This window comes from Nostoc linckia z4 (genome assembly GCF_002608075.1).
Classification (GTDB): domain Bacteria; phylum Cyanobacteriota; class Cyanobacteriia; order Cyanobacteriales; family Nostocaceae; genus Nostoc; species Nostoc linckia.
In genome coordinates this window covers 134,006-155,118 of the sequence record NZ_LAHA01000005.1, presented here as the reverse complement: position 1 = coordinate 155,118, position 21,113 = coordinate 134,006, and the positions used below count along the sequence as shown (strand labels likewise).

At 40.9% G+C, this 21,113-nt stretch carries 20 protein-coding genes and 1 pseudogene; 12 read left to right on the top strand and 9 right to left on the bottom strand.

Annotation, left to right across the window (positions count from 1 at the left end):
• Positions 1–236: 236 nt before the first annotated feature.
• Both VF06_RS07270 and VF06_RS07265 read right to left on the bottom strand, forming a co-directional pair.
• Complete coding sequence (locus VF06_RS07270; RefSeq protein ID WP_099071643.1) at positions 237–1,241, bottom strand: aldo/keto reductase; 1,005 nt, start codon at positions 1,239–1,241, stop codon at positions 237–239.
• A complete protein-coding gene (locus VF06_RS07265; protein WP_099071644.1) occupies positions 1,238–2,635 on the bottom strand; it encodes a tetratricopeptide repeat protein in 1,398 nt (465 codons plus the stop codon). The genes VF06_RS07270 and VF06_RS07265 overlap by 4 nt, the downstream gene beginning before the upstream one ends.
• Before the next feature lie 207 nt (positions 2,636–2,842).
• Between VF06_RS07265 and VF06_RS07260 the strand changes: the two genes are divergently transcribed.
• The gene (locus tag VF06_RS07260; protein WP_099071645.1) at positions 2,843–3,163 is read left to right on the top strand and encodes a 2Fe-2S iron-sulfur cluster-binding protein; all 321 of its coding nucleotides are present in this window, start codon (positions 2,843–2,845) and stop codon (positions 3,161–3,163) included.
• Positions 3,164–3,174: 11 nt separating this feature from the next.
• On the opposite strand, the gene VF06_RS07255 is transcribed toward VF06_RS07260, so the two are convergent.
• The gene (locus VF06_RS07255) at positions 3,175–3,378 is read right to left on the bottom strand and encodes a hypothetical protein (protein ID WP_100793648.1); all 204 of its coding nucleotides are present in this window, start codon (positions 3,376–3,378) and stop codon (positions 3,175–3,177) included.
• A 108-nt stretch (positions 3,379–3,486) separates the two neighbouring features.
• Here VF06_RS07255 and VF06_RS07250 point away from each other — a divergent pair, with 108 nt between their 5' ends.
• The gene (locus tag VF06_RS07250) at positions 3,487–4,977 is read left to right on the top strand and encodes a DUF3131 domain-containing protein (RefSeq protein WP_180267289.1); all 1,491 of its coding nucleotides are present in this window, start codon (positions 3,487–3,489) and stop codon (positions 4,975–4,977) included.
• Between the two features lie 220 nt (positions 4,978–5,197).
• On the opposite strand, the gene VF06_RS07245 is transcribed toward VF06_RS07250, so the two are convergent.
• Complete coding sequence (locus tag VF06_RS07245) at positions 5,198–5,641, bottom strand: GNAT family N-acetyltransferase (RefSeq protein ID WP_099068004.1); 444 nt, start codon at positions 5,639–5,641, stop codon at positions 5,198–5,200.
• 390 nt (positions 5,642–6,031) lie between these two features.
• Here VF06_RS07245 and VF06_RS07240 point away from each other — a divergent pair, with 390 nt between their 5' ends.
• The 7 genes from VF06_RS07240 (at position 6,032) to VF06_RS07210 (ending at position 11,950) form a co-directional block, all read left to right on the top strand.
• A complete protein-coding gene (locus tag VF06_RS07240; RefSeq protein ID WP_099068003.1) occupies positions 6,032–6,787 on the top strand; it encodes a dienelactone hydrolase family protein in 756 nt (251 codons plus the stop codon).
• A 300-nt stretch (positions 6,788–7,087) separates the two neighbouring features.
• A complete protein-coding gene (locus VF06_RS07235) occupies positions 7,088–8,143 on the top strand; it encodes a sulfonate ABC transporter substrate-binding protein (protein ID WP_099068002.1) in 1,056 nt (351 codons plus the stop codon).
• 41 nt (positions 8,144–8,184) lie between these two features.
• A complete protein-coding gene (locus tag VF06_RS40435; RefSeq protein WP_180267290.1) occupies positions 8,185–8,355 on the top strand; it encodes a hypothetical protein in 171 nt (56 codons plus the stop codon).
• 25 nt (positions 8,356–8,380) lie between these two features.
• On the top strand, positions 8,381–9,517 hold the full coding sequence (gene ssuD / locus VF06_RS07230) for an FMNH2-dependent alkanesulfonate monooxygenase (protein WP_099068001.1): 1,137 nt from the start codon (positions 8,381–8,383) through the stop codon (positions 9,515–9,517).
• A gap of 334 nt (positions 9,518–9,851) precedes the next feature.
• On the top strand, positions 9,852–10,382 hold the full coding sequence (locus tag VF06_RS07220) for a CAP domain-containing protein (protein WP_099067999.1): 531 nt from the start codon (positions 9,852–9,854) through the stop codon (positions 10,380–10,382).
• Positions 10,383–10,682: 300 nt separating this feature from the next.
• Positions 10,683–11,231, top strand: a complete 549-nt coding sequence (locus VF06_RS07215) for a CAP domain-containing protein (protein WP_099067998.1) — start codon at positions 10,683–10,685, stop codon at positions 11,229–11,231.
• Positions 11,232–11,320: 89 nt separating this feature from the next.
• Complete coding sequence (locus VF06_RS07210) at positions 11,321–11,950, top strand: ribonuclease H-like domain-containing protein (protein WP_099067997.1); 630 nt, start codon at positions 11,321–11,323, stop codon at positions 11,948–11,950.
• A 557-nt stretch (positions 11,951–12,507) separates the two neighbouring features.
• Here the strand turns inward: VF06_RS07210 and VF06_RS07205 are convergent.
• The 3 genes and pseudogenes from VF06_RS07205 to VF06_RS42465 form a co-directional block, all read right to left on the bottom strand.
• Positions 12,508–12,954 (bottom strand): annotated as a pseudogene (locus VF06_RS07205) (rhodanese-like domain-containing protein); the annotation flags it as partial.
• A gap of 222 nt (positions 12,955–13,176) precedes the next feature.
• Entirely contained in the window at positions 13,177–13,857 is a 681-nt protein-coding gene (locus VF06_RS42470; RefSeq protein WP_244918017.1) for an NACHT C-terminal helical domain 2-containing protein, read from the bottom strand.
• Positions 13,857–14,282, bottom strand: a complete 426-nt coding sequence (locus VF06_RS42465) for a hypothetical protein (RefSeq protein ID WP_244918016.1) — start codon at positions 14,280–14,282, stop codon at positions 13,857–13,859. The genes VF06_RS42470 and VF06_RS42465 overlap by 1 nt, the downstream gene beginning before the upstream one ends.
• A gap of 820 nt (positions 14,283–15,102) precedes the next feature.
• Between VF06_RS42465 and VF06_RS07195 the strand changes: the two genes are divergently transcribed.
• Positions 15,103–15,819 (top strand): response regulator transcription factor, encoded by a 717-nt coding sequence (locus tag VF06_RS07195; RefSeq protein ID WP_099067996.1) that lies wholly within the window; start codon positions 15,103–15,105, stop codon positions 15,817–15,819.
• A gap of 404 nt (positions 15,820–16,223) precedes the next feature.
• On the opposite strand, the gene VF06_RS07190 is transcribed toward VF06_RS07195, so the two are convergent.
• A complete protein-coding gene (locus VF06_RS07190) occupies positions 16,224–16,850 on the bottom strand; it encodes a CPP1-like family protein (protein WP_099067995.1) in 627 nt (208 codons plus the stop codon).
• Positions 16,851–17,553: 703 nt separating this feature from the next.
• Between VF06_RS07190 and VF06_RS07185 the strand changes: the two genes are divergently transcribed.
• Positions 17,554–18,273, top strand: a complete 720-nt coding sequence (locus VF06_RS07185; RefSeq protein ID WP_099067994.1) for a response regulator transcription factor — start codon at positions 17,554–17,556, stop codon at positions 18,271–18,273.
• 412 nt (positions 18,274–18,685) lie between these two features.
• Here the strand turns inward: VF06_RS07185 and VF06_RS07180 are convergent, their stop codons facing one another.
• On the bottom strand, positions 18,686–18,883 hold the full coding sequence (locus tag VF06_RS07180; protein WP_099067993.1) for a DUF2811 domain-containing protein: 198 nt from the start codon (positions 18,881–18,883) through the stop codon (positions 18,686–18,688).
• Between the two features lie 714 nt (positions 18,884–19,597).
• Between VF06_RS07180 and VF06_RS07175 the strand changes: the two genes are divergently transcribed.
• Positions 19,598–20,860, top strand: coding sequence for an MDR family MFS transporter (locus VF06_RS07175; protein ID WP_099067992.1), 1,263 nt, complete (start codon positions 19,598–19,600; stop codon positions 20,858–20,860).
• The last annotated feature ends 253 nt before the right edge of the window (positions 20,861–21,113 follow it).

The following is a 21,113-nucleotide window of genomic DNA, read 5'->3' as shown; positions in this document are numbered from 1 at the left end:
TGTGCATTTTCAACTCGGAATTTGGTTTTGGGAAAAGGTTAATGGTTCGACAAGCTCACCAACCGGGTAAAGGGTAAAGGTTTTTTCTTTGCCCTTTCCCCTGCCCCTTATCCCCTTCAGGGGCCCCCCCTTCCCCTTTTCCCCAAAACCCGACAAGTATTGGGGGGATCTTTCCTTTCCCCTTTGCGTTGCCATCTCCCCCATCTCCTCATTCCCGACTCCCCAATACAGAAATACTAAACGCGATTTCCAGAAGGATATTGATGCCCTAAGATGGTGTGGGGTGTATAAGGTTCTTCCAAGTACTTACGTTCTTCATCGGAAAGTTTCAAATCCACAGCTTCAACTGCTTCTTTGAGATGTTCGATTTTACTAGCACCAATGATTGGGGCTGTGACACCTGGTTGATGCAGTAACCAAGCTAAGGCTATTTGTGTTGGTTTGACGCTGCGTTTTTGTGCCAATTCGACGACACGATGCACAATTTCAAAATCTGAATCTTGATAGTAAAGTTTGTGGGCAAATTCATCGGTTTTTGCCCTCACAGTTTCACCGCGATCTTCTTTGCTACGGTTACCAGCCAGAAAGCCCCGCGCTAAGGGACTCCAGGGAATAATTCCAATTCCTTGGTCTAAAGATAAAGGGATGATTTCTCTCTCTTCTTCTCTATAAACTAAGTTGTAGTGGTTTTGTATTGATACAAAACGATTCCAATGGTGTTGGTCAGCGAGGAAAAGAGCTTTCGCAAACTGCCATGCGTAAACACTCGATATACCCAAGTAACGAACTTTACCGATTTTTACAAGGTCGTGCAGTGCTTCTAGGGTTTCCTCAATTGGTGTTTCGTAGTCCCAACGGTGAATTTGGTACAAATCCACATAATCTGTTTGTAGCCGCCGCAATGAGGCATCAATGCTATCAAAAATATGTTTGCGAGATAATCCGCGGTCGTTGGGGCCATCACCAACTTTACCATGAACTTTAGTAGCAATTACAACTTGGTCTCTTTTGGCAAAGTCTTTTAATGCTCGTCCCAAGATTTCTTCGCTAACGCCCAAAGAATAAACATCGGCGGTGTCAAAGAAGTTAATCCCTAACTCCAAAGCCAGTTTGATAAAAGGACGACTTTCTTCTTCTTCTAAGACCCATTCTCGCAATTTGCGATCGCCATAAGTCATCGTACCCAAGGCAATGCGCGATACTTTCAGCCCACTTTTTCCCAGATTTACGTATGTAGTCATACTGTTTGCTCTACTTTTTGATAATGTTGTGATAGTTCTAAAGCCAGTTGTGAGGCTTGATGTGCTTCATTGGTGCGTTCCAGCTGGCTATAAGTCTTAGCTAATTGGCGCTGAATGACTGGAATGTGATTGCGGGCGGCTTGGCGTTTTTCCAGAACATTTAAGGCTTGGTGATACTGCTTTTCCCGTATCAAAGCATCAAGGTAAATTTGCTCGAATAAATCTCGTTGAGCGTGAGAGCCTCCTGTAAATTGTAACTCTGGCAATACTGGCTCTAATTGAGCGATCGCTTCTTTTAAATCTCCACGAGCATGGGCTATCATCCCTTTAGCCGCAGGTATTCCAATGTCTGTCCAAGTACGCTTAGCATAAGGTAATACTGTTTCGGCATGACGTTGCATACTCTCCAACATTTGAGCCGCCCAATCTTCTTTACCTCCCCGCACCAGTGCATAGATGTACTGCAAATCTAGGAAAGCAAGGACGTGTTCGTGTAGCCGTGGTTGCAAATAATTAGCAAGTTCTTGCCAGCGCTTACCCACGTCTACACCACGTAACTCTAGCCTGAGCAACAAAGCGATGGCATTAATCTGCTCGCGACCGCTGTCTTTTTTGGCACGTCCCCAGATGCGGGTATCATATATTTCCAGCACCTTGGCAAAATTTTCAATATCCAAGTAGTAAAGGGATGTATGCCACCAAAGATGACCGTAAAAAGCCGAACTAGCATATTCCCAAGTATCACTGAGACTTTCCATTAAAGTAATCCCTTCTTCTAGGCGTCCTGTGGTTTCCAAGACATGTGCAATGGCGTGATGTGCCCAACGATTATCTCGTTTCAGCGCGATGGCATGTTTGGCGTATGTTTCTGCTTCTGGTATCTTATGGCACTCTTCTAGCCCAAATGCCAGCATCCCGTAAATATAGGGGTTATCTTGATTGACAGCAAAAACCTTTTCAGCGATCCCCAGCATCCCTTGACTATTACCGGAATTTCTATAGTGATATTGGGCTACATGCACTGAGGTTAAATCACGGGGATAGGCATCAGTAATCGCTTCATGATAAGCGATCGCTTGCTGGATATCACGGTTTGCCCAAGCTTCTATTGCTGCAACGTAAAGTTTTTCCCGCTCATTTGCTGTTTTCAGGTTGGCTTTGGCCGCATTCAGATAAAATTTTGCCTGAGTTAAGCCAACAGAACCACCACCAAACAAGTAAAATGCAGCAACTTGAGCATTGGCGATGACACAAGTCGAATCTGCCTCAACTGCTTTGAAAATAACTTGAGCATCGTTTCCGACACTAAATAATTGATCTACAAAGCTATTGATGGCATTTACCGCAGCTGATGAATCGGTAGTAACTTCTAGTCCAAATGAATCTTTAACCATTGATTTTCCCAGAGCATTGCAGAGCTACAAGGGTTACTTTGCAAAAGTTAGGCTATAAACTACTGTATCTCAATCAGCTAACCGTAGATAATAATTATGAGATTAGGAATTTTGGATAAACAATGCTGTCGTGGCGATCGCTTTTCTTAAAATCAGGTAGTTGATGACTGTTGACTGATGACTGTCAATGCGTAAGTCCTAATTTATATGAAAAATTACCGAGTGCAACTTGTAAATCGCAATGACTTCGTTATAGAAGTAGCAGAAAGTCAGTACATATTAGATGCTGTAGAAGCCACGGGTTTGCGGTTACCTGTAGGTTGCCGATACGGTGCGTGTATTAGTTGTGCAGCGCGTTTAATTGAGGGTAAAGTGCATCAGCCTGGAGCCTTAGCACTGAAATCTGCACAGGAAGCAATGGGCTTTGTTTTACTTTGCATTGCTTATCCCCGCTCAGATTGCAAACTTGAAGTGGGGGTAGAGTGCCAAGATGAACTTTACATCAATCCGTTTAAAGGTCATCGCTGAAATCAAAAACTCTATGCCACTTGCAAGAGTTTTTGGGCATAGGGCATTGGGCATTGGGGATGGGAAGAGGACAAGGTAGACAAGGTAGACAAGGTAGCAATCTTTCTCTCCGAAGTTCTGATGGTCGGAAACCTCCGCTCAGACTTCTCTCCTTGTCTCCCTTGTCTCCCTTGTCTCCCCCATCTCCCCATCTCCCCATCTCCCCATCTCCCCATCTCCCCCAATCCCCAGCCATAAGTTAATCAGATTTGAAATTTGGGAAGAATAAACTCTGGTGAGATTACGCAAAGCACTGTAATTCATAAAAAGAGGCTTTAATCCCTATGAGTTCTGATTTTCAACCCCCACCTAAGAGTTTATCCATCCTGGCTTCTGTTGGAGGAGTGGTGACTGCTGTTGTGGCGATCGCTGGGTTTAATTTTTGGTCACAACAAATGTCTTCAACTTCTGTGGATCGACCAGAATTATCAACATCCAAGATAGCTTCAGCAGCAAAGGAACCCTTACCAAGCACTCCTTTTAGTGCCGAAGAAGCTGAAACAATTGCCAAGCTTGACGCTACATCTGTGGTTTTACCAGGTGAACCGATTCCTGCCAACCAATTAACAATAGCCATCACTCCTTATGTTGCTCCTGGTGCAGGATCGTTAACTAAAGAAGAAATGGCAACAGCTCGTCAAGCTTGGTCATATTTCCAGCGTAACTGGAATGACGAAACTGGTTTGGTTAATTCTGTTGATGGTTTTCCCTCTGTAACTATGTGGGATCAATCAGCTGCGATGGCCGCCTTAATCAGCGCTAGAGAACTCAATATTGTATCTGCGGCTGAATTTGATGCCAAAATGACCAAAATGTTGAAAACACTGGCATCTATCCCCTTATACAAACAAGAACTACCCAACAAAGTCTACAATGCAAAAACCCTGATACCCGTTAATTATGGTCAACTAGAAAAACAAGAACAAATTGGTTGGTCTGCCATTGATTTGGGGCGGATGGCAATCTGGCTAAAAATAGTTGGTGCAAAGTATCCCGAAATGCGATCGCTCTCCAATGATGTTTGGAAACATTGGCAAGTCAAGCGTCTCACCAAAAATGGGCGAATGTATGGTACTAGTGTCATCAAAGGTAGAGAACAGTACAACCAAGAAGGTCGCTTGGGTTATGAGAATTATGCTGCCTATGGTCTGAAACTTTGGGGCTTGGATGTTAACAAAGCTTTGGATTATCAGTCGAATACTGCCTTTGTAAATGTTTACGGACAAGGAATTCCTTACGACAAACGTGATTATAAAAAATCTGAAGCCAATAACTATGTTTTGAGCGAACCTTATATATTAGATGGTATTGAAACTGGGTTTCAAGCTTTGCCCAAAGCCTACGCCGATAGAATTTTAGCTGCTCAAGAATCTCGCTATCAAGCGACAAAACAATTAACTGCGGTCACAGAAGACAATTTGGATCGTCCTCCTTACTTTGTTTACAGCAGTTTGTTTGTCAACGGAGAACCTTGGGCTACCATCACAGACACCCGCCAACAGCGTAATGATTTGCGCTTTTTAAGTGCTAAAGCAACGGTAGGCTGGCATGTGCTTTATAACACTGCTTACACGCGTCAGCTATTTGATTTCGTCCAAACCAACCTCAAATCAAAAGATGGTTGGTACAACGGTTTTTATGAATCTCTGCGTCAGCCGAATAAAGCTCTGACAGCTAATAATAATGGCGTAATTTTAGAGAGTTTGCTCTATAAACAAGTCGGACAACCGCTTACGGTTTGGGCAGGAGTTAAAAGAAGTAGCAAGTTAAATTAAACTAGTCACTTGACCGTGATACGAATCATCACTCCAGCGAACTGTCGCCGCACCACACAGCGCCGATTAATTTTGTTTCCAAATTGCTGGGGTGGTGCTATGCGTATCACTTCAAAACCCAGCTTTTACTAAAAAGTGAATCCTGGTTGATTTCCTCGCAGAACAGCCAAAAATACAGATTGCGCTTCCTGCTGTGCTACTCAACGTTCATCTTGCACTATTACTGTAATCGTAAAGCGTAATGATAAAACTCTTCATCCTTGATATATCCTTGTGTTTTATAAAGCTTTTGGGCATTTGTGTTAGAAATATGAGTCGCTAATATTAATCGAACTGCACCACTTTCTTTGGCATATTCTTGGGCAGCACTCATCAATAAGGTTGCAACCCCCTTCTGGCGATGGGACTCTTTGACATACAAATCGTTCAATATCCATACTCGCTTCATCGACACTGAAGAAAAACTCGGATAAAGCTGAGTAAACCCAATTATTTCTCGATTTTCATTAGCTGCAAATACTACTGAATCATTATTCTGAAAACGTTCTTTGAGAAACTCTTTGGCAGCTTCAATATCTGATACCTGATGATAAAAAACGCGGTATTCATCAAACAGTATCGACACACTTTCAAGATGATTAATATTAGCTAAAAAAACTTCCATATGACTTTTTCTCCCCTTACACCCGTGTAAATTTTTCATTGAATCTGTATTCAGATTAGCTTAAGGAGAGTTCTCAAAGCGATCTAGTGGTCTGTCCCATTAATGTTGTAGAAAAAAATGTTTGTAGTAAGGACTTTAGTCCTTGATTTTTAACCACTAAAGTGCTTACTACAAACCTTTCAGAACTAATGGGACAGACCTAGCCTGAACTCAACCTTCTCACCGAGTGTTGAGGTTTTCATCCCCTGTTTGCTTGCCAAGTCAGGACTTGCGTTTGCACACTGTTTGTGAAATACTACTTCTAAAATACGGTAAATCGGTAAAGATTAAGTATTTTATGCGGTTACCACATATACTTACCTCAAAGCGATTGGAAGCTAATCTCAAACCATGACAAACAGAGAAATTCGCACTAGTCAGGTTAAAGTCCCCAACGGTGATTTACAAATTGACGCTTACTTAGCCGAACCAGTACAAAAAGGAACTTTCCCGGCGGTGATTGTGATTCAAGAAATCTTTGGGGTAAACATACATATTCGGGAAGTTACCGAGAAATTTGCCAAAGAGGGTTATGTAGCCATTGCTCCGACTTTGTTTCAACGTACTGCTCCTGGTTTCGAGGCTGGGTACAATTCAGAAGATGTCCAAAAGGGGAGACAGTATAAAGAGCAAACCAAAGCAGAGGAAATATTGAGCGATATTCAGGCTGCGATCGCTTATTTAAGAACTTTATCAAATGTACAACCAGATGCCATCGGTTCCATTGGTTTCTGTTTTGGTGGTCACGTCGTTTACCTAGCTGCCACATTACCAGATATTAAAGTTACAGCTTCCTTTTATGGTGGTGGAATTACAAACTCAACTCCCGGCGGTGGAGAACCAACCATCACACGCACTCCCGATATTAAAGGCCCCATCTATGCATTCTTTGGTCTCGAAGATCAAGGAATTCCCTTAGAACATACACAACAGATAGAAGCCGAATTAAAGAAACATCAAATTCCCCATACCATCTTCCGCTACGAGGGAGCAGGACATGGTTTCTTTTGCAACCATCGCGCTAGTTATAATCCCGAAGCTGCTGCTGATGCTTGGAAAAACGTTGTAGAAGTGTTCCAAAAGAATCTCCAGCTGCAAACTGTCTAAATCTTTGTCTTAGGAAATTGCAAAAAATAAACAGCTAACTGTTAACCGTCAATAGAGGGGAGTCTGGTGTTTGGGGAAAATAAGTTGCCCCGTTGGGTCTAAATTTCTGACCCTACTCCCTACTGTCTACTCTCTAGGAATCATATTTGATTGGGTGAAAAAACTCGCCCTCACATCAATAAAGATTGATTTCTTACTCTTCATTGCCTACTCTCTAGCTATCGCGCTTCGCCCACCAAGCAAATGATTTCGTCAATTAAAAAAGATTCTCATAGCAAATAAAAATCAAGTATTACACCCATGATTACCGCCTTAAAACAGCCAAAAGTGAAAATTTGTGAAAAATTTTCACTATTTGTATTGCCAGGATTATTAACAATCTCAACAACCTTAGTTAGTTGCTCAGTCGAAACTCCAAAATCAGAAAATAAAACCACTGGTTATCAAGCCAAAATAGTTCGCATGGGATATCAAAGTTCTGGCGATATTTTCAGACTCAAAGGATTGATTGAAAAACGTTTACAACCTTTAAATATTTCCGTAGAATGGGCGCAATTTGCTGCCGGGCCACAACTAATGGAAGCGATGAATGTGGGTAGAGTTGATATTGGTTCTGTAGGCGAAACTCCGCCAATATTTGCTCAAGCTGCTGGTACATCTTTAGTTTATATTGCTAGTAACAAACCTAGTACTGGAAAAGGAAGCGGCATTATAGTTCAAAATAATTCCCCTATTCGTACTCTAGCTGACCTGAAAGGTAAAAAGGTAGTTTTCCAGAAAGGTTCTGCCTCTCATTATTTATTAATAAAAGCCTTAGAAGAAGCCGGTTTGAAATATAGTGATATTCAAGCCTTGAGTCTACCTCCTTCAGAAGCCCGTGATGCATTTATTCAAGGAAAAATTGATGCTTGGGTAACTTGGGATCCTTATTTAGCGGTGGCACAAAAAAAGGCGAATGCCCGTGTGTTGAGAGATGCTAGTGGCATTGCTACTCAAGGCGGATATTACATGGCAGCGCGAAAATTCGCTACAGAAAATCCCAAATTAGTGCAATTAGTCCTTGAAGAAATAAATAACACAGGTCAATGGGCTGACAAAAATCGAGCAGAAGCTGTAAAACTGATTGCTCCTAATTTGAAAATTGATGAAGATATTTTAGAAACAATGGTCTCAAGACGAAACTACGGTTTAAGACCAATTACTCCAGAAATCATGGAAAATCAGCAGAAAATCGCCGATTTATTTGCTAAGGAAAAAATAATTCCTAAATCTATCAATATTCAGGAAGCGATGCTGACTACTGAACAATATGCAGCTATCACACCAGAAACTATTACTCAAAGCAGCATTAAATAGTGACTGATGAATGGGGAGATGGGGAGATGGGGAGGTAGGGAGTGTGGGGAGTGTGGGGAGTGTGGGGAGTGTGGGGGGAAAGATTTTTTCACCATCCTTCCACACCTCCGTCTCCTCCCACACCTCCGTCTCCTCCCACACCTCCGTCTCCTCCCACACCTCCCACACTTCCTGCTTGCCCCATGCCCTATGCCCAATGCCCAATGCCCTAATAACTAAATTTAAAACAGAGGAATTATGGAAATTTTTTGGTATTTGCCTACACAGGGAGATGAGCGTTATTTGGGCACTACAATTGGTAGGCGTCCCGCCACTTATCCTTATATGCAGCAAATCGCCCAAGCTGTTGATAAATTGGGTTACGGTGGTATGTTAATTGGTACTGGACAAAAACAAGATACCTGGATTGTAGCTAGTTCTTTAATTGCAGTTACTGAACGTTTGCGGTTTCTTGTGGCTTTTCGTCCGGCTATTATGTCGCCTTCTTTGGCGGTGAGGATGGCTGCTACTTTTGACCAAATTTCTCATGGTCGAATTATACTCAATGTGGTGACTGGTGGCGATACAAAAGAATTAGCTAAAGATGGAATTTTTCTCAGTCATGACGAGCGTTATGAATTGACTGATGAATTTTTAACAATTTGGCGATCGCTCATGCAAGGTGATGAAGTCACCTTTAATGGTCGTCATCTGAAAGTTGCAGGGGCAAAACTGCAATTTCCTCCCGTACAAAAGCCTTATCCTACTTTATATTTTGGCGGTTCTTCCGATGCTGCTCTCCAAGTTGCGGCTAAACACATTGATGTGTATTTAACTTGGGGGGAACCACCAAATCAAGTAGCCCAAAAAATAGCCAAGGTACGCCAATTAGCAGCAGAACAAGGTAGAACGGTACGTTTTGGAATTCGGATGCACGCGATCGTCCGGGAAACTACGCAACAAGCTTGGGATGCAGCTAACGAATTGATTCAGTATGTGGATGATGAAACCATCGCTGCTGCACATCGGCGCTTCGCTCAATCGGAATCAGAAGGACAACGCCGTATGGCACAACTACATAACGGTAGTCGCCAAAACTTAGAAATTAGCCCGAATTTATGGGCAGGTGTTGGTTTAGTGCGTGGTGGTGCTGGAACTGCCTTGGTGGGAGATGCAGATACAATTGCAGCGCGAATGCTGGAATACAGCGATTTAGGAATTGATACCTTTGTATTTTCAGGGTATCCCCATCTGGAAGAAGCCTATCGAGTTGCAGAATTATTGTTTCCGCGCTTACCAGTGCAAACGCCGACCATCGCATTACCGCAGCAAGTTGCAAGTACATTCAGCGAATTTGTTAGCAAAACAGATTTACTCAAACCACAAGCTGTTTAAAGGGTATGGGGCATTGGTTAGTCCTTATTGTAAATAGGGGAAAGGGGAAGGGGAAAGGGGGAAAGGGGGAAAGGTTTGGTATTTTCCCTTTTCCCATAAGAGTGCAAAAAGCAATGAGTACAAGAGGTCTAATAATCCAAAATCTTAATAATCTTTCTAAAGACAGAAGAAAATTATTTGCAGATAGGATGATTTTTTTGTAAGTTTGTAAATTTTAAAGTCTACTAGTAGTTTTTGAAGCAATAGCCGCATCAGCAGAGGTATATAGACTGAGAACCGAGTTGTTCAATTAACAATAGTCTGATTAGATGGTCTGAAACTTTACTTTCAGCAAATGATTAGAACAACAATCTACGGCATTGGTTTAGGAACTCTTTTACTCAGCAGTGGAGCGATCGCTACTTCTATAACAGAGCCAACTTTTACACCGATGTCTTCAAACATATCAAGTGATACTGTTAAGATTGCACAATCTACCATCAATACTGTTGGTATAGAACAGTCAGTTTTTACGCAAATTAATAATTACAGGTCTTCTAAAGGACTACCAAAATTGACTCGTAATTCTGCCATCGATAATCAAGCCAGGATTCACAGTCAGAATATGGCTAGCGGTAAAGTGGCTTTTGGGCATACTGGATTTCAAGACCGTCTCAAAGCAATTCGTATTAGCTACACAGGAGCTGCTGAAAATGTCGGTTACAACCAGGGATATAGTGACCCGGCTACACAAGCTGTTCAAGGCTGGCTCAAAAGTCCAGGGCATCTAGCCAATATCGTAGGTAATTATAATTTGACGGGTGTTGGTGTTGCCAGCAACAGTAAAGGGCAAATCTACTTTACGCAAATTTTCCTCCGCACGTAAGTATATTTTCGTCTTTGCTGTTGACAGTTAACAGTTAACTGTGAGCCGTTAACCGTCAACAGCGAACAATAGCAATGGAATATTTTTTTAATTGCAAGTCTCTATCAGTGAAAGTAATGGTGATTTTACCGAAGCTAACCTATGGATATATTGACAATTGGAAATGAATGTTTGTATGTCCTGTAAAGGACGTGGTCAAAATGCCGAAATTCATCAATCCTTAATAGTATTCTCGTATATATTTTCGGAACTATGAGGTAGAGTATAAGTCTTATATCTCTACATATTACGCAATTCTCCATGTTCCGACAAACTGCTTTTGGCATCGCTTTAACTGCGCTTGTCCTTGCTAGTGGATTAACAACTGTTCCGATACCAGGGCATAATTCTACAAATACATCCACCCGTAATAAGCTGTTGTCGCTTTTTTCCAGTCAGGCTGCAATATCGACTCCTACTTTTAAACCTACTGAGCTAGAAAAATCCGTTTTTGACGAAATTAATCAATATCGAGCTGCTAAGGGTCTACCAAAGTTGACCCTAAATGCGAATATCACACGACAGGCAAGAATTCATAGCCAAAACATGGCTCAAGGTAAAACCCCGTTTAGCCATCAGGGATTTGAGGGGCGGGTCAAAGCTATCCCTATTCGCTACAACAGTGCAGCGGAAAATGTGGCTTTCAATCGGGGATATAGCAACCCCGCAGCTGAAGCTATTACTGGCTGGATCAAAAGCCCCGGACATCTGAAGAATATTAAAGGAAATTACAACCTTACTGGAATTGGCGTTGCTACTAATACTCAGGGTGAAGTCTACCTGACGCAAATCTTTTTTCGCACTAGGTAGATTTAATTTTTGATATTTTTGGACAATAATAATGTAGTGTCTGACAAGGCTTTTGTCTGCTGGACACTGCTATTATTTTTCAAGATTTCATGACATTACAAGATTTTCAGGTGAGCGATCGCGACCTTAGTGATGCAGCCCTTGGACAATATTTAGAATCTACAGCGATCGCAGTGGACACAGAAACCATGGGGTTATTACCGCAGCGCGATCGATTGTGTTTGGTTCAGCTGTCCAACCTAGAGGGAAAAGTCACCGCCATCCGCATCGCCAAAGGACAAACTAACGCCCCAAACTTACAACAACTTCTACAAGCGACAAATGTTGTAAAAGTTTTTCACTTTGCTCGTTTTGACCTTGCTACTTTACGAGCTTATTTAGGGATTGAAGTTCACCCTGTTTTTTGCACCAAGATTGCTAGTAAATTAGCACGTACTTACACAAATCGCCACGGACTCAAAGATGTAGTGCAAGAGTTAGAACAAGTAGAACTCGATAAAACCGCTCAAAGTTCTGACTGGGGTAACGCTGCTAATTTATCTGAAGCTCAATTGAGTTACGCCGCCAACGATGTGCGCTACTTATTGAGTATACAAAAAAAACTTACAGAAATGCTCAAACGAGAAGAACGTTGGGAACTTGCTCAACAGTGTTTTAAAGTTTTACCAACAATAGTTTCTTTAGATTTATTGCAATTTAAAGATTTGTTTGAACATTAATTGTAGGTAATACGATTCAGTTAAAGGCAACAGTAAACAAATAATAGGAATCCGGTTTGATTTTTGCACAAAATTCCGTACACTTTACTCTTTGATAATCCTGTTGTCTCTTGCCTTCCTATATAGATCGGTTGATTAATCAAATCGGATTTCTAGAAATCGGATTACTATACTATTGGATTTATGCAAATCCCACCCTTCAAAAAGGATGGGATTTGACGTGAAATTTTGACTTAAAGAAAACCAGTTTCTTCAATTCTGAGAACCACCACAGGCATACCATCTACTGTTAACCGTCAACAGCCAACAATCAACTTTTAAGATCTAACATTAGAATCGTCTGGCCTAGAAGCTTTAGATTCATCAACGCCTTCTCTAACTTCATTGGCTTTTTCTTGAACGCCTTCTTTGAGGTTGCTAGCTTTTTCTTGGATACCTTCTTTGAGGTTGCTAGCTTTTTCTTGAACACCTTCTTTGAGGTTGCTGGCTCCTTCTTGAATGTTGTCTTTGAGGTTACTTACTCCCCTTTTGATACTATCAGCAGTACTTTCGCCTCCTTTGGGCTGATTTTCTGCATGATTTTGTAGCCTAGCTACGACATTATAATCATCTGCACCAGGGGGGGTTTTTGATTCAATGATACCTTCGGTGGGGCCCCCGATGGCCTTCCATGCAGCAAGACCACCTTTGAGTTGAGAAACATGTTCAAAGCCACTAGAACGGAGTTGTTGTGCGGCTTGGGCAGTTTCTCGATCGTTGGTGCCGTAAATATAAATATCACGGGTTGTATCTAAAGAAGCTGTAGCACGGTCTACCAATTCATCAATTGGCATGGGCATTGCTCCCATAATGTGGCCTTCGTTGAAGGTTCTGCGATCGCGCACATCCAATATTGTAAAAGCTGGTTCGCCCCATTCTAAACGAGACTTCAATGTATGAACATCAGATTCCGCTTGTATTGGTGGTTGTGGGGGAATGATACCGCCTACTAAATTATTATTCATAACTATTCCTGACTGACGAATGTTAATAGCAATTTAACGAACAAAATATATTTAATTGCTCTTTCCCTAGTATGAATATATTTCAAATCTCTCCTCAGATAGACTAAGGATTTTCCAGAATTTATACCAATTAATCAATTGCAAAATTGCTCAATTAAGACTATGCAAATGATTATTGGATTATCAAAGTCTGATAATTTATGGCTGATTAATTGATAATTATTAGGAATTATTTACCTTTTCAATATCGGCGATCGCTAACAATAATGTATCCTCAATTTTCTGTCGCACTGCGGGAGTTACATCAGTAGCACTATTGATACAATCCACCAGTAATTTATTCACATCGTAATATGTTTGAAGTAATTCTTTTTGTTCTTCGTTGAATTCCCAGTCGTAACCAATATTACGATACTTAATCAGAAAATATCTTAATTGTTTACCCCAAACTTGACCTTTTGTTTGCCACCATTCTCTAAATTTTTCTATATTTATGTCGATATCTGGTAGTTGTGTTTTCAATTTTTGTAAGGCTTGTTTCAATTTAGGAGCAATAACAAGCTCAATAGCTTCGTTAAAAGCAATAGCAAAGGCATGAGCATAATCAAGGGCATCTTTGAGGTTATACTCAAAGGCAAAGTCAAGGTCGTTAAAGCAAGCAATGGTACTATATAGAAACTCATCAAGGGCAAGGTCAGAGCCAAAAGTTATATTACCAACAAGGGCATATTCAAGGTTATAACCAGAAGTATAGATCGAAGCACAATGGCTATGGTAAAGGCTACGCTCAACACAAACTAGATAAAAAGCACGAACGGCTACTGCTTTGTGCCTAGTGGAAACTGAACTAGATTTTTGATGTAACCAAGTTAGAAAATGCTGTAATTTCCGGTCGTTCCCCACTAGCAAATCAATTTTTTCTGCTCTAAAACATTAATATTGGTGTAAATATCCAGTAATTGAATTGTCTGCCCAATATCCAACATCTGTATAATATTGCACTGATTTTGGATTTTTTCTTGGCGCTTTTGGCGTACTTCCTTGACTAATTTATGGAAGTCAGCATCTTTGAATCGGATTTTACTGCTTTGCTCAAATGCCACATCTTCAGGTAAACCAGCAACCTTTTGCCAAGATAGCCCTAGCTGTTGACAAATTTGCACAAAACAAGAACGAGAAACTGACTCACCTGCAAAAAACTTGGCCACTGGCTGGCGTGTAATCCCTACAGCTGCTGCTAATTTATGCTGACTCCAAGTTTTGTCTATTAAAGCTGTTTTTGCTGCCCTGATACCTTCTGGTGATGCTCTGAGTCCTTGGCTTGTCATAGTAATTCATAACCATAGCTCATCTATCAATTTAGTTAATTTTGAATTATTAATTGATATATTTGTTCTATGTCGATAGATAGATTAAGTTTTACATCCATTAATTAGAAATTACTAATTGTTCTGCTTATAGCTTGAAACTTAAACTTGTAGTATAGTATATGCTTAAGAGTATAACTACATGCAAATGCACGTCAAATAAATTCTCGTAGGTCTTTTCCAGCAAAACATGTCCCTTGGCTAGAGTAAAGTTGACTAGGTAAAAATTTAGAGTCTAAACCGCGTCTACTTTGAAACCTTTAATAGTTTGAAATCGGGTTTTATTTCTAAATACTAAACTCTTCCCTGTTAAGAGTTCCCCCAGCCTTGTTGTCCGTTCCCTTTTGAAAAAGTCCACTTCTCAACTTGGACGAAGTTTAGATTGATTTATGGCTTAATTTGTGAGAGTTACTCGAAAGTTCCTGAATCAAGTAGTGTGTTCCTTGATAGACTTGCGGCGATCGCTATTTTTCTGGTGTTTCTTGATGTATTTGTGGTCATGAAGACGATCTTGAATGGCACTTTTTTCCGTGTCTTGGGTTAAATATCAGACTACAAAAATTCAAGAATATACTAAAGTCATACAATACTTATACAATTGATAAACATGAAAATGGCTGAAGTTTCCATCGACTTCATGGAAAATTAATTGTAAACAAGTACTACAGTAGCGATCGTGGTCAGCAAATATCGGCGTTAATATACTTTCACCACAAATACGTAAAGCAAAACTGGCGCACCAGCTAAATGCCCAATCAACAATAGGCAGCAAAACAGCATTATGACTATGGCCCCTGATACTACTCCGAAAATTCTCATCGTTGATGACGACTTCGGCGTCCGAAATCTCGTCTATCGTTTTTTAAGTCGGAAATATCAAATAGAATCCGCAGCAGATGGGAAGACTGCTTTATCGTTGTTTGAGCAATTCAACCCATCCTTAGTGATTTTAGATTGGAATTTACCAGATGTTAATGGCTATAGTCTCTGCCAGGAAATGCAGAGTCGTACCAATGTTTTAGTAATGATATTAACCAGTAGAACTGACGAGGCTGATAAAATTAAAATCTTGGCTGCTGGTGCTGATGATTTCATGACCAAACCCTTTAGCTTGGCAGAAGTTGAAGTCAGAGTAGAAGCGCTTTTGAGACGGATACGCTACATTAACCCCTCTCCAACACAACGCATCGTTTTTAAGCAGCTAGTGATTAATCCAGAGGGAAGGGAGGTAACACTTAATGATAAACCTTTAGCGTTAACAGCCCTAGAATTTAATATCTTACATTTTTTAGCCAGCCATCCTGGTCAAGCTTGGAGTCGTCCCCAGTTAATTCAAAAAATTTGGGGTTGTGACTACATAGGAGATGGCCGAGTAGTTGACGTACACATTGGTCAGCTTCGCAAAAAGATGGAAATCGATACCAGCGTACCAGAGTATATTAAAACTGTACGGGGCTATGGTTATAAATTTGAAGTACCCGACGACAGCACTAATTAGCGCTTATGGAATAACGATAGAATCCTTATATTTTCAATTTTTCAGGCTATCACACTAGAAAAAAGTCCCAGGTAAGTACCGCAAGAAATTAGAAAAAATAGCGATAAAACTCTTACCCCAACCCTGTTAAAAGTCCGCTACCCCCACCAAAGAACTTTTGCAGCAAACTCTAATTAATAAACACTAAGCTTTAAGAGTGCTGTTAGCTTTCTTCTCTATGGAAAGCCATGCCAACATACTGTTGAGCCAGTTTTGAAATCACCAATCGAAAATTATTTCTCCTCTTCCCTACTTTGGAGAGCTTGCTAGCAAGAGCGTTTGTTTTAGGAGAAATTCTGATGTGGGAAACCTCCGAAGAGAGTTTTACTCCCCACTTTCTACTGACTGTGTTTATCAGGGTAGATTTAGCGTAAAAAGCTAGTAACCAACCATAGCAAGATAAAAGTCAGCACTGTAGAAAATTGATTCGATCCCAGATTGATAAATGATATTTGTGGCAACAACCAGTTAGCAAGGAGGCCACCAGTAATCAAGCCAACTATTAAACTAACAAGGGTGAACAAAACTGCTCGGCCAAATTTGGCTTCTTTCCGGTTGAGAAAGTAAATACCGATACTTACCCCAACCACCAATGCTAATTGTAAAACCTGGTTGCCTCCCTCTGGATAAAACAGGCTAATGGCACTTAAGCCAAGATACCAAGCTCCTGGTAAAAGGATATCAGCAGGGGTTGGCCGATCTAGTATTCGTTGCAGCCATGCAGGTGAATGTTCGCGAGGGGCTTGAGTTTCTTTCGGAGGTGATTGTACTCGCAACTCTGGAAACCGAATACGTTCTGGAACTTTGATTTTTCCTTCCTGGCGCATCCGTAAGCGATCCATTAAAATCGCATCGTAAGCTGCTTCAATCACTTCTAGATGCTTGGCATCGCCACTATGTTGCTCGAATAGACGATTACGAGCATCCTGGATTTCATCGAAGGAAGCCTCTTCTGATACCCCAAGTTTTTCGTAGGGATTTTGATCGCTCATGGGAGTTTGTTACTTCAGCCTCAGTCAGCGGCAATCTATGTCAAAAAAACAAATTTAGATTTTGTTTGCTGGAATCGAAACTAAAAGTCTCGACTTAATATTTATGCTCTACCAGGATAGTAGCACGAGTTAGTTCGATCGACTTTAACATTTAGACTATAGTAACTTTAACATATCGCCATAACTCCGTGTATACCCTCATGTCGTTGCTCAGTTCTGGCTCTAATCTAGAATTTGAACTTACAGTACCTACAACGCATAGTTTTCATGAAAAAATTAACTTTACTGTTTCAGATTTGGCAACTTACTGTGCCTTAACGGAGTTTTTTTAATTATACTGGCGATCGCTTGTGGTGCAAAACCACATCTCGATTTAAAATTGAAACGTTTTAAGTTACCACTTAACGGGGATTAAAAAGTCTTTGAGTTTCACAAACCGCTTTGGCTGAGGTTTGAGCGTCTATTTGGCAAGCATAACTTAATTGATAGTCACAAGATCTGCACTTCACGCAGCGCTGCACTATAGCTTTCCACAAGATTACTGTTCTCATCGCCTATAATCCTGATTACAGTACTAAATTATTGGAATAATCAGGATATTCATGCCCTAGCTGTGTAGATTCTTAGTAAGTCCCAAAGTGGCAACTGTGTTTTTACGCAACCTTGTTGTTAATCTTACGAATTTTTGTGTAAAGTGATGGTCATGGCTCCTGCCAAGATTCTTGTTGTTGACGACGACCCTGCGGTTCGGAACTTAATCCAACGCTTTTTGATGAAGCAGAACTATCAGGTGGAGGCTGCCGAAGACGGAAAGACAGCCTTAACTCTATTTGAGCAATTTAACCCTGATTTGGTAATTCTAGATGTGAATTTACCAGATGTGATTGGGTTTAACCTCTGCCAAGAGATGCAAAGTCGTAATGGTGTTTTTGTTTTGATGCTTACTAGTCGTGCTGACGAAGCCGACAAAATTCGCGGCTTTTCTAAAGGCGCTGATGACTATCTCACCAAACCTTTTGGTTTGGGAGAGTTAGAAGTCAGAGTAGGAGCGATTTTAAGGCGTCAGCGAGTTATAACTACTGCCGAACAAAAACGCTTGGTATTTGAAAAACTGATGATTGACCCAGTTCGACGGGAAGTGGCACTTAATAACCAACCAGTACCCTTAACTGCTCTGGAATTTGATTTATTGCATTTTTTAGCCAGCCATCCAGGTCGAGTTTGGCGGCGTGCAGAATTAATTCAAGAGGTGTGGGACTATGAATATGTCGGCGACCAGCGGGTTGTAGATGTACACATCGGTCAAATTCGCAAGAAGATTGAAATTGATGCTAGTCAGCCAGCATTAATTCAAACTGTACGCGGTGTAGGGTATAAGTTTGAATCTCCTGCTCACTCCCAACAGTTGGAAGCTAAGTCCTGAGTCTATAGTCTGGAGTTTTTTAACTCTTGACCGAAACAATTTTGGGTTTGAGATTTTGGATGAAATTTATTTTGGTTTTAGAACCACCAGGAGGAACCACCAAAGGTTTAATAAATTTGAGCAAACTGGTGACCGTTGGTAGGGTAGTACAGTTAACTGTGCTACCCTACACGTGTTGCATAGACTTCTAAGAGAAGTGGGGAAAAGGGGAAGGGGAAAGGGGAAAAGGTTTTTTAAATTGCACATTGACAGGAGGCAGAACTATCCTTGCTTTGCTCAATGAGACAGTTCACCGTTGACAGTTAACACTCAACAGTTAACTGTCAACAACCACTCCTGTTGGTTATGCTTTTTTTTGCGCCTATGAACTGAGATTAGCTATTGTTGGTGAATTTATGCAGAGTATTATTACTTAGGAATGATGAAACAAAGTTTCTAAATAGACTCGCGCAGCACGGCGATCGCTTTCTCCATTTTGGAGTAAAAACAATGATAGCGCTGCCGTCAGTACTCTGTTTTCATCCCAATCAGGATGGGTTTCTAAGTAATTCTTTAAAGAATCGTGAAGTGATTCGGGAATTTCTGTAAAAATGCTAACCGTTGCTTTCATGAGATTTTCCTCCTATGAGGTCAAACAATTTTGGATTTTAGATTTTAGATTTTAGATTGACCCCATGCTTGTCCTCTCGGAAAGGTAGGGGTTTGAATCAAGAATTTTCAATTTGGGATTTTAGATTCTTTCTACTTAGCTTACTGAGAGTAACAACTCAAGTAATTTTACACAGTTGATGCCAAAGGTTGAACGAACTACAAAAGCAAGCCGAATCATTGTGCGCTAAGAGGGGGTGGGTTTGTCAATGCTGCGAAATGTTAACAATCTTGGTATAAAAGATAAATCAGCACGAAACAATCGGGTTTTTAACCAAATTTTTGTTACTTAACTTTACAAAAACTCAGTCCCCCAAGTTCCTAGTGACTGTTAATTAACAATCCCCAGTAGACAGCCAACAAGCCCATTAGCTCGTAGAACACCTGTGGAAAACTGCTAAAATCCCTGTGGAAACCCTGTGGAATAAGTGAGGAAAATTGCAGCCGATGATAAGAATTACAAAAATGTTATGAAATCATGACCAAGAAGGGGGCAGGGGGAAAGGATACAAGAAAGAGTTTTTAAACATGGAGCATATGTAAAGATGTATTTCGAGATACGTAGTATGAGAAATACGGCGTCCTTACTTCAAGCCCCTAACTTGAGTTATGGGGTTCTTTTTTCCCTTTAACCTTTAACCTTTTCCCTGCCCGAAAGGCATTGACATTTAAGTTGATGAAATTAGCTTCCCAATTCCAGTTATCCTCATGGTTGCCTTCAATACATCCCCAGGTATGGAGTTTGGCCATTGGTAGATTTTTATCAGAAGTTGGCACTGGCTTTACTTTGTTTTATGCGCCGATCTTTTTCGTCAATGAAGTTGGTTTGTCTGCAACCGCCGTTGGTGTAGCCTTGGCTAGTGCGTCGATTTCCGGCATTTTTGGGCGAATTGTAGGTGGTTCTTTGGCTGATTCCGGTAAATGGGGCCGCCGCCGCACTTTATTGCTGGCGACGGCGATTTTAGCAGTTGCATCTTTAGTTTTCGCTGCCAGCAGTAATTTTACTGTTTTGGTAATCGGTAGCTTGATTCACGGCTTAGGGATAGGTTTGTATTGGCCAGCTATGGAAGCTGTTGTTGCTGACGCCAGCGAAATAGAAAATCGTCGGGAAACTTTTGCTATTAGCCGATTAGCAGATAATCTGGGGTTAGCCATCGGAATCACCTTGGCGGGGTTTTTGATAGGAATAATTGGGAGTTATCGCTGGCTATTTATAATTGATGCCATCTCTTTTTTAGTGTTTTTTGGCGTTATTTATGTAGGAATTACTGAAACCAACCAGCAGGAAACCGGAGGTGAAAAAACACAATATTTCGCTTCTTGGATGGCAGTATTGAAAGATGGTCGTTTTTTGATTTACATCGCCGCTAATATCTTCTTCACAATTTACATTTCACAAATACACAGTATCTTGCCGCTTTACTTCAAAAACTTTGTCATTGAAAGTACTGACAAAGGATTTGCTGAAATTATCATTAGCAGAATATTTGCTTGGCATTTGATGGTAGCTATCATCTGTCAGTTACCTATTACCGCCCTTTTAAAACGTTGTTCTCATACACTCGCCCTGACTATTTCCGCCATTCTTTGGGCAATTGGTTTTGCATTCATTTGGGTAAGTGGTACTGCTGCATCTGGTAATTTAGCTTGGGCAACATTGGCATTGGGAGTATTTGCTGTCGCTGTTGTTTCCTATACTCCATCTGCTGCGTCCTTAGTCACTGAGTTAGCCCCGGAAAATCAACGCGGCCTTTATTTCTCTATTAATGCCTTGTGTTGGGCCGTTGGCTCTTTTATTGGTCATCCTTTGGGTGGATGGGCATTAGACCAACCACGAATCATAACCGATCGCTTTTGGTTGGGCTTTTCTTTCAGCGTGGCGATCGCTGTAGCAATTTTACAGTACCTGAACCGAATTTTGGCTGATTCATCAAAATAGTGGTCTGTCCCATTAATTTTGCTAGTTAAACTCAATCTTCTTTCTCTGCGTTCTCTGCGCCTGGAGCGGTTCGTTCCTTAACCCCTCATAACTAATGGGACAGAGCAATAGTGTTATGCTTATACGTAGAAATTTTTTCAGGAGTTAAATCACAGTGGTACGTTGATACAACAAACAGGTAAATCATTATCAGTCGCTGCGATCGGGCTAAAAGTTCGATAAATATTGATTTTTGTTTGTTGTACTTATCTCA

Excerpts from the sequence above, each read along its gene's own strand:
- VF06_RS07270 (WP_099071643.1), bottom strand. The coding sequence starts at position 1,241 with ATGACTACATACGTAAATCTGGGAAAAAGTGGGCTGAAAGTATCGCGC.
- VF06_RS07265 (WP_099071644.1), bottom strand. The coding sequence starts at position 2,635 with ATGGTTAAAGATTCATTTGGACTAGAAGTTACTACCGATTCATCAGCT.
- VF06_RS07260 (WP_099071645.1), top strand. The coding sequence starts at position 2,843 with ATGAAAAATTACCGAGTGCAACTTGTAAATCGCAATGACTTCGTTATA.
- VF06_RS07255 (WP_100793648.1), bottom strand. The coding sequence starts at position 3,378 with ATGGGGAGATGGGGAGATGGGGAGATGGGGAGATGGGGGAGACAAGGG.
- VF06_RS07250 (WP_180267289.1), top strand. The coding sequence starts at position 3,487 with ATGAGTTCTGATTTTCAACCCCCACCTAAGAGTTTATCCATCCTGGCT.
- VF06_RS07245 (WP_099068004.1), bottom strand. The coding sequence starts at position 5,641 with ATGGAAGTTTTTTTAGCTAATATTAATCATCTTGAAAGTGTGTCGATA.
- VF06_RS07240 (WP_099068003.1), top strand. The coding sequence starts at position 6,032 with ATGACAAACAGAGAAATTCGCACTAGTCAGGTTAAAGTCCCCAACGGT.
- VF06_RS07235 (WP_099068002.1), top strand. The coding sequence starts at position 7,088 with ATGATTACCGCCTTAAAACAGCCAAAAGTGAAAATTTGTGAAAAATTT.
- ssuD (WP_099068001.1), top strand. The coding sequence starts at position 8,381 with ATGGAAATTTTTTGGTATTTGCCTACACAGGGAGATGAGCGTTATTTG.
- VF06_RS07220 (WP_099067999.1), top strand. The coding sequence starts at position 9,852 with ATGATTAGAACAACAATCTACGGCATTGGTTTAGGAACTCTTTTACTC.
- VF06_RS07215 (WP_099067998.1), top strand. The coding sequence starts at position 10,683 with ATGTTCCGACAAACTGCTTTTGGCATCGCTTTAACTGCGCTTGTCCTT.
- VF06_RS07210 (WP_099067997.1), top strand. The coding sequence starts at position 11,321 with ATGACATTACAAGATTTTCAGGTGAGCGATCGCGACCTTAGTGATGCA.
- VF06_RS42465 (WP_244918016.1), bottom strand. The coding sequence starts at position 14,282 with ATGACAAGCCAAGGACTCAGAGCATCACCAGAAGGTATCAGGGCAGCA.
- VF06_RS07195 (WP_099067996.1), top strand. The coding sequence starts at position 15,103 with ATGACTATGGCCCCTGATACTACTCCGAAAATTCTCATCGTTGATGAC.
- VF06_RS07190 (WP_099067995.1), bottom strand. The coding sequence starts at position 16,850 with ATGAGCGATCAAAATCCCTACGAAAAACTTGGGGTATCAGAAGAGGCT.
- VF06_RS07185 (WP_099067994.1), top strand. The coding sequence starts at position 17,554 with ATGGCTCCTGCCAAGATTCTTGTTGTTGACGACGACCCTGCGGTTCGG.
- VF06_RS07180 (WP_099067993.1), bottom strand. The coding sequence starts at position 18,883 with ATGAAAGCAACGGTTAGCATTTTTACAGAAATTCCCGAATCACTTCAC.
- VF06_RS07175 (WP_099067992.1), top strand. The coding sequence starts at position 19,598 with ATGAAATTAGCTTCCCAATTCCAGTTATCCTCATGGTTGCCTTCAATA.